Source organism: Bradyrhizobium sp. Kon56 (genome assembly GCF_055807635.1).
The window spans coordinates 100,153-114,722 of record NZ_JBVVOU010000014.1; the positions used below are offsets into that span (position 1 = coordinate 100,153).

A 14,570-nucleotide genomic window follows, 5' to 3' on the forward strand; every position below is an offset into this window, starting at 1 on the left:
GAGTCAAGCCGATATAAGCATGCTAGCGAGCGAACGAAATGCCGCCCATTCGTCATTGCGAGCGAAGCGAAGCAATCCGGGCTGCCGCTGTGGATCCATTCGTAGATGCTTCGCGGCGCTCGCAATGACGGAAGAGAGAGTGGTTCCATCAGGGACCTGGTCGCTCGCGGAGACGGAGCTGGAATGAAAGTCATCGGCCTTGCGGGCTGGAGCGGTGCGGGCAAGACCACGCTGTTGACGCGGCTGATCCCGCATTTCAATGCGCTCGGGTTGCGCGTCTCGGTCATCAAGCATGCGCATCACCAGTTCGACGTCGACGTTCCCGGCAAGGACTCCTGGCGCCATCGCGAAGCCGGCGCGGCCGAGGTGCTGATTGCTTCGTCAAATCGCTGGGCGCTGATGCACGAATTGCGCGGGGCGGCGGAGCCGCGTCTGCCGGAACTGTTGAGCAAATTGTCAGCCGTTGACCTCGTCGTGGTCGAGGGTTTCAAGCGCGAGCCGCATCGCAAGATCGAGGTGCATCGCGCGGCCAACGACAAGCCGTTGCTGTTTCCCGATGATCCCGGAATTTACGGGATCGCGGCCGATGTCGCCATTGAAACGCGACTGCCGACCGTCCATCTCGACGATATCGCCGCTGCCGCGGAATTGCTGCTGCGCGCGGCGATGCCGGTCGAGGAAGCGGTCGCGAAAAGCGCTGCGATGCGCTGACGAGGCACCATGGCGCAATTGTCGGACGATTGTTTTGCCTTCGGCGGACCGATGATGTCGGTCGACGAGGCGGTTGGCCTGATCACGACCCGCGTCAACGCGATTGTCGATCTCGAAACCGTAAGGCTCATCGATGCTGATGGGCGGGTGCTGGCCCGCGATATCGCGGCGCCGCTGCCGTTGCCCCCCTTCACCAATTCCGCTGTTGACGGCTACGCCGTGCGCAACGCCGATCTTCCGGACAGCGCCGAGCGGGCACTCCCGCTCGACGGCCGCATCCAGGCTGGCGGTCTGGCACTAGCGCCGATCAAGGCCGGCCACACCGCGCGCATCTTCACCGGCGCGCCGATGCCGCCGGATGCCGAAACCGTCTTCATGCAGGAAGACGTCCGCGTCGATGACGCCGGCCGAATTGTGCTGCCGCCGGGGCTGAAGCCGGGCGCGAATGTCCGCCCTGCGGGAGAGGACATCCCCCAGGGCCACGTCGCGCTGCGCGCAGGCCAGCGCTTGCTGCCGCAACATGTCGCGCTCGCGGCGGCGTTCGGCCTGGTCGGGCTCGACGTCGTCAGGCGCATCCGTGTCGCGGTGTTCTCGACCGGTGACGAATTGACCTCGCCCGGCGAGCCGCGCGCGGCCTCGCAGCTGTTCGATTCCAACCGCTTCATGCTGATGGCGATGCTGCGCCGGCTCGGCTGCGAGGTCAGCGATCTCGGCATTTTGCGCGACGAACGTACCTCGCTTGCGAATGGCCTCAAGCAGGTCGCAGGCACGCACGATCTGATCCTCACCACCGGCGGCGTCTCGACCGGAGAGGAGGACCACGTCAAGGCCGCGGTCGAAAGCATCGGCTCGCTGGTGTTGTGGCGGATGGCGATCAAGCCGGGACGGCCCGTGGCGATGGGCATCATTGAGGGCACGCCGCTGATCGGATTGCCGGGCAATCCCGTCGCGAGTTTCGTCACCTTTGTGCATGTGGTGCGGCCGACGGTGCTGGCCCTTGCGGGCAGCCTGCCGGCGCCGCTGTTGCCGATCCCGGTGCGTGCGGCATTCACCTACAAGAAGAAGGCGGGCCGACGCGAATATGTTCGCGCCTCCTTGCGGCGCACGCAGGACGGCGCACTCGAGGCAATCAAGTTTCCACGCGAGGGGGCTGGGCTGTTGTCGTCTCTGGTCGACACCGACGGCCTCATCGAGCTCGATGAGGAGGTCACGCGTGTCGAGCCGGGGCAGAGCGTGGGTTTCCTGTCCTATGCCGATTTGCTCTGAGTCTGAACGTGATGCTGGTGCTGGCTCGGCGTTGACGCCATCGGTCGCTCCCGCCATGTTGCGCCGATGACCAGAACGACGCTCGATCTCACCGGACTGAAATGCCCGCTGCCCGCCCTGAAGACGCGCAAAGCGCTGAAGCCGTTGCATCCGGGGGATCAGCTCGAAGTGTACTGCACCGATCCGCTGTCGGTGATTGACATTCCGAACCTGATCCGAGAGACCGGCGACACGGTAGAGATCACCGAGCGCAACGACGCGCGCATCGTGTTCTTGATTGAGAAGGCCGATCGATCGATAGAAAATATCAATGGTGCGCCGCCCACTTAGCTCGCGGTCACTCGGTTGATACCTACCTTTTGTCTATCGACATCGATCATCACTTCTGCCCCAATTGAGGTCCTCCGCCGAGACGCGGAGGTCGAGTCGTGCCTGCGATATGCGGAGCAAATGGGCCGTCGAAAGAAGCCCGGCCGTGGCGTCGGGCATAGTCCCCACGGTTAGGGGTTTAACGTCTCGGATGCGCGTGACGATCCTGGCGCGCGTCGATCATTGTGCGGAGCAGCAGGGACAAAGGCTGCGCTGCAGGCTGAGGAACAGGACCGTCGTGGCAGGCCGTTCAGAAGGGCGGCTTTTGGGGAGGAATGCATGTCTACCATCGAGAGCGCTGGAACACTTTCGGGTGCCGGCGCAGGTTTTCTGGATCGCGAGCGGACCATCGCGACCGCCGGGTTCAATCGCTGGCTGGTGCCGCCGGCTGCGCTGTGCATCCATCTCTGTATCGGCATGGCCTACGGCTTCTCGGTGTTCTGGTTGCCGCTGTCGCGCGCCATCGGAGTCACCGCGCCGAAGGCGTGTGCCGACATGTCACTGTTTCAGGAGCTGTTCACGACCAGCTGCGACTGGAAGGTCGCCAGCATGGGGTGGATGTACACGCTCTTTTTCGTGCTGCTCGGTATCGCGGCTGCGGTCTGGGGCGGCTGGCTGGAGCGCGTAGGCCCGCGCAAGGCCGGCTTCGTCTCGGCCTTGTGCTGGTGCGGCGGCCTCTTCCTCGGTGCGATCGGGGTTTACACCCATCAGCTCTGGCTGTTGTGGCTGGGTTCGGGCGTGATCGGCGGCATCGGTCTCGGTCTTGGCTATATCTCGCCGGTCTCGACGCTCGTGAAGTGGTTCCCGGACCGTCGCGGCATGGCGACCGGCATGGCCATCATGGGTTTCGGCGGCGGCGCCATGATCGGCGCGCCGCTGGCTAACCTCTTGATGAACTACTTCAAGACCCCGACCTCGGTCGGCGTCTGGGAGACCTTCGTCACGATGGGCGTCATCTACTTCGTGTTCATGATGATCGGCGCGTTCCGCTATCGCTTGCCGCCGCCCGGCTGGCAACCCGAGGGCTGGACCGCGCCGTCGAAGGCCAACGCGATGATCTCGAAGGCCAACGTCCATCTCAACGACGCGCACAAGACGCCGCAATTCTGGCTGATCTGGTGGGTGCTGTGCCTGAACGTGTCGGCCGGCATCGGTGTGATCGGCATGGCATCGCCGATGCTGCAGGAGATCTTCGCCGGCAAGCTGATCGGCCTGCCGGAGGTGGGCTTCAACGCGCTCGATGCGGGACAGAAGGCGCAGATCGCCGCGATCGCCGCGGGCTTCGCCGGATTGTTGTCGCTGTTCAACATCGGCGGCCGCTTTTTCTGGGCATCGCTGTCGGACAAGATCGGGCGCAAGAACACCTACTATACGTTCTTCATCCTCGGCATCGTGCTCTACGCGCTGGCGCCGACCTTTGCCGCGATGGGTTCGAAGCTCCTGTTCGTGCTTGGCTTCGGCATCATACTGTCGATGTATGGCGGCGGCTTCGCCACCGTGCCGGCCTACCTCGCCGACATGTTCGGAACCCAGTTCGTCGGCGCCATTCATGGCCGGCTGCTGACGGCGTGGTCCACCGCAGGCATCATCGGTCCCGTCGTCGTCAACTACATCCGCGAGTTCCAGCTCGCGGCAGGCGTGCCGCGCGATCAGCTCTACAACACGACTATGTACATCCTCTGTGCGATGCTGATTGCGGGCTTGATCTGCAACTATCTGATCAAGCCGGTCGATTCGAAGTGGCACATGAAGGACGCCGATGTCGCCAAGTTGCAGGCTGCAAGCGCCAGCGCCGCCGCCGCGGGGCCGCACGGCTCCTACGGCATCGGATTTGGCGGGCTTGACGCCAAGGCGGCGCTGTTCTGGGCGTTCGTCGGCGTCCCCCTGCTTTGGGGTGTTTGGAAGACATTGGAGAGCGCGGTCAAGATCTTCTGACCGTCGTCGAGACAGAAGCGGGATGCTCATCAGGCGTCCCGCTTCGTTGGCCTTTCGGACATCATCAGAAATGGGACTTAGGGGGATTGAAATGATTCGCACCCGAATTTGCCTTCGAATTTGCCTCGCGGCCGTGTTGCTCGTCGCTGGCCTTCATGCCGCATCCGCGCAGACGGCGACGCCGCCGGCGGCGCCTGCTGCAGCGACGCAAGCCAAACCTGGCAAGATGAAGCTCACCATGCAGAAGCTGAAAGACATGAAGGCGAAATGGGCAACCAACAAGCCGAAGCTGAAAGCCTGCCGCGCCGACGTGAAGTCCAAGGGCCTCGCCGGCGACGATCGCTGGTTCTACATTGAAGAGTGCATGAGCAAGACTTGAGATCGGGTTCCATCCGACGCTTGCGCAAAAGGGCACGGCGGGCGACCGCCTGCGTCCTAAATCATTCTAGAGACGCTCTAAATTCTCTTGCATCTGGCATACCAGGGATTAGAGTTGCGTCGAATTTGGCTTGATCGGCGGGACGCAGGAACCGGTGGTTCCGTTTGATCGAGTCGGGAAATGAAGACTGATCGCCTTGGCGGTCCGGTCCAAACTCATCACGCATTTGAAGAGAACGCGACGTCTCCATGAGCAGCAACGACGACGTTCACAAGGTTCGCGAGTTCGAACATCCCGGCCAGGGACGGAAGCGCGCCAAATCCACACCCAAGGGACGGCAGGTCGATCCCACCGCCTCTCATGAGATCGCGCAGTTGCTCGGCGACCGACCGCGGCGTCGCGACCTGTTGATCGAATATCTGCACCTGATCCAGGATCAGTACCGCCAGATATCGGCCGCGCATCTCGCCGCGCTCGCCGACGAGATGAAGCTCGCCTTCGCCGAAGTGTTCGAGACCGCGACCTTCTATGCGCATTTCGACGTGGTAAAGGAAGGCGAGCCCGATATCGCGCCGCTGACGATCCGCGTCTGCGATTCGCTGACCTGCGCGATGCTCGGCGGAGAGAAGCTGCTCGCGGATTTGCAAGACGCGTCAGGTCCCGGCATCCGCGTGGTGCGTGCGCCCTGCGTCGGCCGCTGCGACACGGCGCCTGCCGCGGAAGTCGGACACAACTTCGTTGATCACGCCACGGTCGCCAATGTCATGGCGGCGGCGAAGGCTGGCGATACCCACGCGCATCTGCCCAACTATATCGGCTATGAAGCCTATGTCGCCGGCGGCGGCTACAAGCTGCTCAATCGCCTGTGCTCGGGCGAACTACCGACGGACGACCTGCTGAAGGCGCTCGACGACGCCTCGTTGCGCGGTCTCGGCGGCGCCGGCTTCCCGACGGGACGTAAATGGCGCGCGGTGCTTGGTGAACCCGGCCCGCGCCTGATGGCGATCAACGGCGACGAGGGCGAGCCCGGCACGTTCAAGGATCGCGTCTATCTCGAGAGCGATCCGCACCGTTTCCTCGAGGGCATGCTGATCGGTGCGCATGTGGTGCAGGCCTCGGATATCTACATCTACCTGCGCGACGAATATCCGGCCTCGCGCGAAATCCTCGAACGTGAGATCGCGAAGCTGCCGCCGGGCGGTCCGACGCTGCACATGCGCCGCGGCGCTGGCGCCTATATCTGCGGCGAGGAATCCTCGCTGCTGGAAAGCATCGAGGGCAAGCGCGGCTTACCCAGGCACAAGCCGCCTTATCCATTCCAGGTCGGTCTGTTCGGCCTGCCGACCTTGATCAACAATATTGAGACCTTGTGGTGGGTGCGCGACATCATCGAGAAGGGCGCCGACTGGTGGAAGGGCCACGGCCGGCATGAGCGGCACGGCCTGCGCAGCTTCTCGGTTTCGGGCCGCGTCAAGAATCCCGGCATGAAGCTCGCGCCTGCTGGCATCACCGTGCGCGAGTTGATCGACGAATATTGCGGCGGCATGGCCGATGGCCATCAGTTCTACGCGTACCTCCCGGGTGGTGCGTCCGGCGGCATCCTGCCGGCGGCGATGGACGACATCCCGCTCGATTTCGGCACGCTTGAAAAATACGGCTGCTTCATCGGCTCTGCCGCGATCGTGATCCTGTCGCAAAAGGACAGCGTGCGCGCGGCCGCATTGAACCTGATGAAGTTCTTCGAGGACGAGAGCTGCGGCCAGTGCACGCCGTGTCGCGTCGGAACCCAGAAGGCCGCGCTGCTGATGCAGCAACCGGTCTGGAACCGCGCTCTCCTGGACGAATTGAGCCAGGCGATGCGCGATGCCTCGATCTGCGGGCTCGGACAGGCGGCATCGAATCCGCTTGCCACCGTGATTAAATATTTCCCTGACGAGTTCAAGGAAGCGGCCGAATGACGAAGATTACGTTCGAGCTCGACGGCAAGCAGGTCGAGGCCAATGCAGGCGAGACGATCTGGCAAGTCGCAAAACGCCAGGGTCGCGAGATTCCGCATCTGTGCTACTCGCCCGCGCCGGATTATCGCCCCGACGGCAATTGCCGCGCCTGCATGGTCGAGATCGAGGGCGAGCGCGTGCTCGCGGCGTCCTGCAAGCGCACGCCATCGGTCGGCATGAAGGTGAAGACCGAGAGCGCGCGCGCGGTTTCAGCGCAAAAAATGGTCATGGAGCTGCTGGTCGCCGACCAGCCGGCGCGCGAGACCTCGCACGATCCGGACTCCAAATTCTGGCACTGGGCCGAAACCACTGGGGTCACCGAGAGTCGCTTCCCCGCCGCCGAGCGTTGGGCGACCGACGCCAGCCATCCGGCCATGCGCGTCAATCTTGACGCCTGTATCCAGTGCGGCCTGTGCGTGCGCGCCTGCCGCGAGGTCCAGGTCAACGACGTCATCGGCATGGCCTATCGTAGTCACGGCTCGAAAATCGTGTTCGATTTCGACGATCCCATGGGCGAGTCCACTTGCGTCGCCTGCGGCGAATGTGTGCAGGCCTGTCCGACCGGGGCCCTGATGCCGGCCGTAATGCTGGACGAGAAGCAGACCCGTGTCGTCTATGCCGACAAGAAGGTGGACTCGCTCTGCCCGTTCTGCGGCGTCGGCTGCCAGGTGACTTATGAGGTCAAGGACGAGAAGGTGATCTATGCCGAGGGCCGTGACGGCCCCGCCAATCACAACCGCCTTTGCGTCAAGGGCCGCTTCGGCTTCGACTACATCCATCATCCGCATCGCCTGACCAAGCCGCTGGTGCGGCTGCCCAACGCGAAGAAGGATTCCAACGACCAGGTTGATCCGGCCAATCCGTTCACGCATTTCCGCGAAGCGAGCTGGGAAGAAGCGCTCGACATCGCGGCCAAAGGCCTGGTCAAGATCCGCGACGAGAAGGGCGTGAAGGCGCTGGCCGGCTTCGGTTCGGCGAAGGGCTCCAACGAGGAGGCCTATCTGTTCCAGAAGCTGGTGCGCACCGGCTTCGGCTCGAACAATGTCGACCATTGCACCCGTCTGTGCCACGCCTCGTCGGTCGCGGCGCTGTTCGAAGGCCTGAGCTCGGGCGCGGTGTCGGCGCCGTTCTCGGCTGCGATGGACGCCGAGGTCATCATCGTGATCGGCGCCAATCCGACCGTGAATCATCCAGTCGCCGCGACCTTCATCAAGAACGCGGTCAAGCAGTACGGCGCAAAGCTGTTCGTCATGGACCCGCGCCGGCAGACGCTGTCGCGCCATGCGACCAAGCATCTGCAGTTCAAGCCGGGCTCCGACGTCGCCATGCTGAACGCGATGATCCACACGATCATCACCGAAGGGCTGACCGACGATCAGTACATCGCCGGCTACACCGAGGGGTTCGAGGAGCTCAAGGAGAAGATCAAGGAGTTCACACCGGAGAAGATGGAGCCGATCTGCGGTGTCCCGGCGCAGACCCTGCGCGAGGTCGCGCGAACCTATGCGCGGGCAAAATCGTCGATCATCTTCTGGGGCATGGGCATCAGCCAGCATGTCCACGGCACCGACAATGCGCGCTGCCTGATTGCGCTGGCGCTGATCACCGGCCAGGTCGGGCGTCCCGGCACCGGCCTGCATCCGCTGCGCGGCCAGAACAACGTGCAGGGCGCTTCCGATGCCGGTCTGATCCCGATGTTCCTGCCGGATTATCAGCCGGTCGGCCGCGACGACATGCGCGGCGCCTTCGAGAAGCTGTGGGGCCAGGATCTCGATCCCGTGCGCGGTCTGACCGTGGTCGAGATCATGAACGCGATCCATGCCGGCGAGATCAAGGGCATGTATATCGAGGGCGAAAATCCAGCGATGTCCGACCCCGATCTCCAGCATGCGCGCCAGGCGCTTGCCATGCTCGACCATCTCGTGGTGCAGGATCTCTTCGTCACGGAGACCGCGTTCCACGCCGACGTCATCCTGCCGGCCTCGGCGTTTGCCGAAAAGGAAGGCTCCTTCACCAACACCGATCGCCGCGTGCAGCTCGCACGCCAGGTGATCAAGCCGCCGGGCGATGCGCGGCAGGATCTCTGGATCATCCAGGAGATCGGCAAGCGCATGGGGCTGCCGTGGAATTATGCCGGTCCCGGCGAGGTCTTCACCGAGATGGCGGAGTTGATGCCGTCGCTGAAGAACATCACCTGGGAGCGGCTGGTGCGCGAAGGCGCGGTGACCTATCCCGTCGACGGTCCCGACGTGCCCGGCAACGAGATCATCTTCACCACGGGCTTCCCGACCGCCAGCGGCCGCGGCAAGATCGTTCCGGCTCACGTCATCCCGCCGGACGAGATCCCCGACGCCGAATATCCGATGGTGCTCTCGACCGGCCGCGTGCTCGAGCATTGGCACACCGGCTCGATGACCCGCCGCGCGCAGGTGCTCGACCAGATCGAGCCCGAGGCGGTCGCGTTCATGTCGCCAAAGGACATGCACAGGAAGAAGCTCGCGCCCGGCGATTTCATCCGGCTCGAGACCCGCCGCGGCGCGGTCGAGGTCAAGGTCCGCTCCGACCGCGACGTTCCCGAGAACATGGTGTTCATGCCGTTCTGCTACGCGGAGGCGGCGGCCAATCTCCTGACCAATCCGGCGCTCGATCCGTTCGGCAAGATCCCGGAGTTCAAGTTCTGCGCGGCCAGGGCCGAACGTGCCGAGATGCGCGACGCGGCGGAGTAGGGCAGCGCGCTCGCCGGTTATTTGGCGACACAATGCCTGCGGTGTCGTCCCGGCGAAGGCCGGGACCCATACCGCGAGGTGTCTCGTTAGCGGATGGTGGGCGTACCGAACGACGAGTCTTCTCCAAACTCCTCCCTGTGGTTATGGGTCCCGGCCTTCGCCGGGACGACGCTGAGGCTGTGGTGCATGTGTCCACCCGTGTCGCCGTCCCTTCGCTCCTCGCAGCGGCGGTGCTAGACATCGTCCATGTCCAAAGCCACCCCAGCCACACGCGCGCTCACGGCCGCCGGTGTTGCCTTCACTGTCCACACCTACGACTACGATCCCGACGCCGAGAGCATCGGCCTTCAGGCTGCATCCGCACTCGGCGAGGATCCCGCGCGCGTCTTGAAGACGCTGATGGCGCTGGTCGACGGCAAGCCGGTCTGCGTGATCGTCCCGTCCGATCAGGAAGTCTCGATGAAGAAGCTCGCCGCTGTTGTTAGCGGCAAGTCGGCGCAGATGATGAAGCCGCCTGAGGCCGAGCGCCTCACCGGCTACAAGGTTGGCGGCATCAGCCCATTCGGGCAGCGGAAGCTTGTGCGCACCGTGATCGAGCAGAGCGCGCTCGCACATGATTACGTGTACGTGAATGGCGGTCAGCGCGGACTGCAGGTGCGGCTCAGTCCGGGCGATGTGCGGGACGTGTTGAAGGCGATCGTCGCGGAACTGGTCGCCTGAGGCGGCGCTCTGCTATTGTTTTTGCAACAGCTTCAGCCGACAGCGCAGCGCTTCGCGGATGTGTGTGCGCGCGAGCTGCTCCGCTTTGCCGCCGTCGCGAGCCGCGATGGCGTCGATGATGGCCTGGTGCTCGCCGTGGCTGGTCGACGGGCGACCGGATACGGTGAACGTGGTTGGACCGAGCAGGGCGATCCAGTCCTGCAATTCCCGCGAAGCGTTGTCGAGATAGCGGTTGCGCGCGGCGCGGCAGATCGCCTCGTGGAAGGCGCGGTTGAGCCGCGCCATCTCGGCGGGATCAGTCCCCGACGCTTCCACGAAGGTCTGCTCGATGTCCCTGAGCGCGTCGACCTCGGTCGCAGACGCGTGCTCGGCGGCAAGTCGGGCGGCGGCGCCCTCCATGATCTCGCGCATGGCGTAGAGCTCGAGCACCTCCGAGATGTCGAGGTTGCGTACGATCAGGCCGCGGCCGCCGGCAGGTTCGACGAACCCACGTGCCGCAAGCCGCCCGAGAGCTTCCCGCACCGGGGTGCGGCTGACCTTCAGCCGCTGGGCGACCTCTTCCTCGCGCAGGCGGTCGCCGGCGCGGTAGCTGCCGGCCTGCAGCGCCTCGCAGAGCGAGCGGAACACTGCTTCGCCGAGCGCCAAGCCGCCGCCGCGCGCGATCGAGCCGCCTGCCTTTGTCGGGCGTCTTGCCATGCATCCTCGTGCTCGCCACGCGCATCCTGCCCATGCAAGGGGGACGCTTGCCGGACATTCGTATATCTTTGTATACAAAGGTGCGCAACGGCTAACCGGATTGACCGGCCGCCAGCGGGCAGAATGTCTCCAACTTCGTCGCATCGGGCAGACGGCATGAGCAGCAAATACGATGTGCTGGTGATCGGCGGCGGCAACGCGGCGCTGTGTGCGGCGATCAGCGCGCGACGCGGTGGGGCATCGGTGCTGGTGCTCGAAGGCGCGCCAAAGTTCTATCGCGGCGGCAACACGCGCCACACCCGCAACATGCGTTGCGCACATGACGAGGCGACCGAAATCCTCACCGGCCCCTACACCGAGGAAGAGTTTTGGGAGGATCTCCTGCGCGTCACCGGCGGCCAGACCGACGAGGTGCTCGGCCGGCACATGATCCGCGAGTCCAAGGACATCTTGAACTGGATCGTGGAGCAGGGCGTGCGCTGGCAGCCCTCGCTTGGGGGGACGCTGAGCCTCGGTCGCACCAACTCCTTCTTTCTCGGTGGCGGCCGCGCGATGTTGAACGCACTTTATCTCACCGCCGAGAAGCTCGGCGTCGAAATCGAATATGACGCCGAGGTTATCGACCTCATGATCGAAGACGGCATGTTTCTCGCCGCCCACCTCAGGCGGCCGATCAAGGGCGACACCGAGATCCGCGCGACGTCGCTAGTCGCCGCCGCCGGCGGATTCGAGGCCAACATCGAATGGCTGAAGCAATATTGGGGTGAGGCCGCCGACAATTTCCTGATCCGCGGTACCCCCTATAACCGCGGCTCGATCCTGAAGATGCTGCTCGCCAAGGGCGTGCAGGAGGTCGGCGACCCCACCCAGTGCCATGCGGTCGCGATCGACGCGCGCGCGCCGAAATTCGACGGCGGCATCATCACGCGGCACGATTCTGTCGTGTTTGGCATCGTCGTCAACAAGCACGCGCAGCGCTTCTATGATGAAGGTGAGGACATCTGGCCGAAGCGTTACGCGATCTGGGGCCGGCTGGTGGCCGCGCAGCCCGAACAGATCGCCTACATCATCTTCGACTCCACCGTGGTCACGAGCTTCATGCCGACGCTATTCCCGCCGATCGCAGGGCAGACGGTGGCTGAGCTTGCCGGCAAGCTCGAGCTCGATCCGGCCGCGCTGGAAAAGACGATCACCGAATTCAACGCCGCGGTGCAGCCCGGCACCTTCGACCACACCACCCTGGACGATTGCCGCACGGAAGGCATCACGCCGCCGAAGACGCATTGGGCACGGCGGATCGAGACACCGCCCTACCTTGCCTATCCGGTGCGGCCCGGCATCACCTTCACCTATCTCGGCACGCGCGTGACCAGGGAAGCGCGCATGCTGATGGCTGACGGCAAGCCGTCGGCCAACATGTTCGCGGCCGGCGAGATCATGGCCGGCAACGTGCTCGGCAAGGGCTATGCCGCCGGCATGGGCATGACCATCGGCAGCGTGTTCGGGCGGATCGCAGGACGGGAAGCGGCACGCCACGCGAAGAATTAGGCGGAAGAACAGACACGAGGGAGGAACCATGTCACGCATTGCCATTGCTTCGATCGCGGCGCTGCTGACCGTCGGCTACGCCCACGCGGCCGAGCCGATCACGCTGCGAGACATGGGCTCGTTCCATGTCGGTGGCCGTCTTGTCGAAATCTCGGGCCAGCCGGTGAGGGAGGTCGTGTTCGCGCCCGGCGGAGTGCCGGCCAAGGTTGATCCCAACGGGACGTATCAGGTCGAGCAGATGTATGTTCAGTATTTCCTGCCGGCAAACGAGAAGGGTGCCTATCCTTTGCTGATGTGGCATGGCGGCGGACTGACCGGCGTCACCTACGAGACCACGCCTGACGGACGCGAAGGCTGGCTGAATTATTTTCTACGCATGGGGTGGGGGGTCTATAACTCCGACGCAGTAGAGCGCGGACGCGCGGGCTGGGCGCAATATCCCGATATCTTCAAAGGCGAGCCGGTCTTCCTGACCACGGCCAACCCGTTCGAGCGTTTCCGCATCGGCGATGGGCCGAACTCGTACGATCCCGATCCCGCCAAGCGAAAATTGTTGCCGGGCAACCAGTTCCCCGTCGAGGGTTACGAGAATTTCGTCAAGCAGAACGTACCGCGCTGGACCACGACCGACGATGCGACCATCGCCGCCTATATCGCTGAGATCGATCGCGTCGGCCCCTCGGTGCTTCTGTTCCACAGCCAGGCCGGCACCTTCGGCTTCAAGGTCGCGCAAGCCCGCCCTGACAAGGTCAAGGCGCTGATTGCGATCGAGCCGGCCGGCATCGGCGATCCCGCCAAAGCGGATGTGCTGAAGAACATCCCGACCCTCATCATCTACGGCGACTATATCGAGCGCGATTCGCGCTGGCCCAAGATCCGCGCCAACGGCATCGCCTTTGCGGACGCCATCAAGGCGGCCGGCGGCAGCGTCGACATCATCGATCTCCCGCAGACAGGCATCAAGGGCAATTCGCATATGGTGATGATGGACAAGAACAATCTCGAGGTCGCGGCCCTGATCCAGAAATGGCTCGAGGGCAAAGGCCTGACGAAGTAAAGCCATGCACGGAAGCAGAATTTTGGATGAAGGCGACCGCCTGATGACGGTCTGCAATTCCTGCCGTTACTGCGAAGGCCTTTGCGCGGTTTTTCCCGCCATGGAGATGCGCCGCGCCTTCTCCGACGGCGACCTCAATTATCTCGCCAATCTCTGCCATGGCTGCGGCGCCTGCTACGTCGACTGCCAGTTCTCGCCGCCGCACGAATTCAACGTCAACGTCCCGCAGACGCTGGCGATCGCGCGCGCGGAATCCTATGCGACCTATGCCTGGCCGCAGGCGCTGTCCGGTGCCTTCGCCCGCAATGGTCTCGTCATCAGCATCGTCGCCGCGCTCAGCATGGCCGCCTTCATACTCGGCTTCGCTGCCCTAAACCACCGCAGCGTGCTGTTTGGCGTGCACACTGGCCCCGGCGCGTTCTACAAGTTGATGCCGCACAACGCGATGGCAGCGTTGTTCAGCGCCGCCTTCCTTTATGCGATTTTCGCGCTGGTGATGAGCGTGCGTGCCTTCTGGCGGGATATCGGCCCGCCGATCGGCGGCCGTGCGGACGGCGGCTCGATCTTTCAGGCGATGCGCGACGCTGGTGAGCTGCGCTACCTCCATGGTGGCGGCGTCGGCTGCTACAATGAGGATGACAAGCCGACCGACCGGCGCAAGCTTTTCCATCACCTGACCTTCTACGGCTTCCTGCTCTGCTTCGCCGCGACCTCGGTCGCAACGCTGTATCACTATCTGCTCGGCCGCGAGGCGCCGTATCCGTGGTGGGATCTGCCGGTGGTTCTCGGCACGCTCGGCGGCATCGGCCTGATCATCGGGCCGATCGGCCTGTTCGTCGCCAAGATGCGGCGCGATCCGGCGCTGCTCGACGAGCAGCGCTACGGCATGGATGTCGGCTTCATCGCCATGCTGTTCCTGACCGGGTTCACCGGCATGCTGCTTCTGATTCTGCGGGAGACTGCCGCCATGGGACCGCTGCTGGCACTCCATTTAGGTGCAGTGTTCGCGCTGTTCATCACCATGCCCTACGGCAAGTTCGTGCACGGCATCTATCGCTTCGCGGCGCTGGTGCGTTATGCGCAGGAGCGACGCGGAGAAGCCGGTTCTTGAGATTCAGGCGGCGCGGAAGCGGCCGATCGGGGCACCGCGCCTCGCCTGATTGAGG

The 14,570-nt window shown here is 64.0% G+C and carries 12 protein-coding genes; 11 read left to right on the forward strand and 1 reads right to left on the reverse strand.

Annotated features, from left to right (window positions below):
• The first annotated feature begins 183 nt into the window (after positions 1–183).
• The 8 genes from mobB to ybaK all read left to right on the forward strand — a co-directional run bounded on the left by mobB (position 184) and on the right by ybaK (position 10,103).
• Positions 184–711, forward strand: a complete 528-nt coding sequence (mobB, locus tag AC0L3B_RS22370; RefSeq protein ID WP_473381053.1) for a molybdopterin-guanine dinucleotide biosynthesis protein B — start codon at positions 184–186, stop codon at positions 709–711.
• Positions 712–720: 9 nt separating this feature from the next.
• A complete protein-coding gene (locus tag AC0L3B_RS22375) occupies positions 721–1,977 on the forward strand; it encodes a molybdopterin molybdotransferase MoeA (RefSeq protein WP_204513743.1) in 1,257 nt (418 codons plus the stop codon).
• 66 nt (positions 1,978–2,043) lie between these two features.
• Positions 2,044–2,307, forward strand: coding sequence for a sulfurtransferase TusA family protein (locus AC0L3B_RS22380; RefSeq protein ID WP_018456154.1), 264 nt, complete (start codon positions 2,044–2,046; stop codon positions 2,305–2,307).
• Between the two features lie 318 nt (positions 2,308–2,625).
• Positions 2,626–4,281: an OFA family MFS transporter gene (locus tag AC0L3B_RS22385; protein ID WP_018456153.1), complete on the forward strand. Its 1,656-nt coding sequence runs from the start codon at positions 2,626–2,628 to the stop codon at positions 4,279–4,281.
• A 91-nt stretch (positions 4,282–4,372) separates the two neighbouring features.
• A complete protein-coding gene (locus AC0L3B_RS22390; RefSeq protein WP_026233096.1) occupies positions 4,373–4,660 on the forward strand; it encodes a hypothetical protein in 288 nt (95 codons plus the stop codon).
• A 248-nt stretch (positions 4,661–4,908) separates the two neighbouring features.
• The gene (locus tag AC0L3B_RS22395; RefSeq protein ID WP_018456151.1) at positions 4,909–6,618 is read left to right on the forward strand and encodes an NADH-ubiquinone oxidoreductase-F iron-sulfur binding region domain-containing protein; all 1,710 of its coding nucleotides are present in this window, start codon (positions 4,909–4,911) and stop codon (positions 6,616–6,618) included.
• The gene (gene fdhF, locus AC0L3B_RS22400; RefSeq protein WP_473381054.1) at positions 6,615–9,383 is read left to right on the forward strand and encodes a formate dehydrogenase subunit alpha; all 2,769 of its coding nucleotides are present in this window, start codon (positions 6,615–6,617) and stop codon (positions 9,381–9,383) included. Before AC0L3B_RS22395 ends, fdhF begins: the two co-directional genes overlap by 4 nt.
• A 246-nt stretch (positions 9,384–9,629) precedes the next feature.
• Entirely contained in the window at positions 9,630–10,103 is a 474-nt protein-coding gene (gene ybaK / locus AC0L3B_RS22405) for a Cys-tRNA(Pro) deacylase (protein ID WP_247397726.1), read from the forward strand.
• A 12-nt stretch (positions 10,104–10,115) separates the two neighbouring features.
• Here the strand turns inward: ybaK and AC0L3B_RS22410 are convergent, their stop codons facing one another.
• Complete coding sequence (locus AC0L3B_RS22410) at positions 10,116–10,799, reverse strand: GntR family transcriptional regulator (RefSeq protein WP_473381055.1); 684 nt, start codon at positions 10,797–10,799, stop codon at positions 10,116–10,118.
• Between the two features lie 156 nt (positions 10,800–10,955).
• Here AC0L3B_RS22410 and tcuA point away from each other — a divergent pair, with 156 nt between their 5' ends.
• Genes tcuA through tcuB form a run of 3 tightly spaced genes read left to right on the forward strand, consistent with a single transcriptional unit; the run spans position 10,956 to position 14,515 of the window.
• Positions 10,956–12,347, forward strand: a complete 1,392-nt coding sequence (gene tcuA, locus AC0L3B_RS22415) for an FAD-dependent tricarballylate dehydrogenase TcuA (RefSeq protein WP_473381056.1) — start codon at positions 10,956–10,958, stop codon at positions 12,345–12,347.
• A 28-nt stretch (positions 12,348–12,375) separates the two neighbouring features.
• A complete protein-coding gene (locus tag AC0L3B_RS22420; protein WP_354264456.1) occupies positions 12,376–13,404 on the forward strand; it encodes an alpha/beta hydrolase in 1,029 nt (342 codons plus the stop codon).
• 4 nt (positions 13,405–13,408) lie between these two features.
• Positions 13,409–14,515, forward strand: coding sequence for a tricarballylate utilization 4Fe-4S protein TcuB (gene tcuB, locus AC0L3B_RS22425; protein ID WP_473381057.1), 1,107 nt, complete (start codon positions 13,409–13,411; stop codon positions 14,513–14,515).
• The last annotated feature ends 55 nt before the right edge of the window (positions 14,516–14,570 follow it).

Coding starts and splice junctions, on each gene's coding strand:
- AC0L3B_RS22390 (WP_026233096.1), top strand. CDS start 4,373: ATGATTCGCACCCGAATTTGCCTTCGAATTTGCCTCGCGGCCGTGTTG.
- AC0L3B_RS22380 (WP_018456154.1), top strand. CDS start 2,044: ATGACCAGAACGACGCTCGATCTCACCGGACTGAAATGCCCGCTGCCC.
- AC0L3B_RS22395 (WP_018456151.1), top strand. CDS start 4,909: ATGAGCAGCAACGACGACGTTCACAAGGTTCGCGAGTTCGAACATCCC.
- tcuB (WP_473381057.1), top strand. CDS start 13,409: ATGCACGGAAGCAGAATTTTGGATGAAGGCGACCGCCTGATGACGGTC.
- fdhF (WP_473381054.1), top strand. CDS start 6,615: ATGACGAAGATTACGTTCGAGCTCGACGGCAAGCAGGTCGAGGCCAAT.
- mobB (WP_473381053.1), top strand. CDS start 184: ATGAAAGTCATCGGCCTTGCGGGCTGGAGCGGTGCGGGCAAGACCACG.
- ybaK (WP_247397726.1), top strand. CDS start 9,630: ATGTCCAAAGCCACCCCAGCCACACGCGCGCTCACGGCCGCCGGTGTT.
- AC0L3B_RS22375 (WP_204513743.1), top strand. CDS start 721: ATGGCGCAATTGTCGGACGATTGTTTTGCCTTCGGCGGACCGATGATG.
- AC0L3B_RS22385 (WP_018456153.1), top strand. CDS start 2,626: ATGTCTACCATCGAGAGCGCTGGAACACTTTCGGGTGCCGGCGCAGGT.
- AC0L3B_RS22420 (WP_354264456.1), top strand. CDS start 12,376: ATGTCACGCATTGCCATTGCTTCGATCGCGGCGCTGCTGACCGTCGGC.
- AC0L3B_RS22410 (WP_473381055.1), bottom strand. CDS start 10,799: ATGGCAAGACGCCCGACAAAGGCAGGCGGCTCGATCGCGCGCGGCGGC.
- tcuA (WP_473381056.1), top strand. CDS start 10,956: ATGAGCAGCAAATACGATGTGCTGGTGATCGGCGGCGGCAACGCGGCG.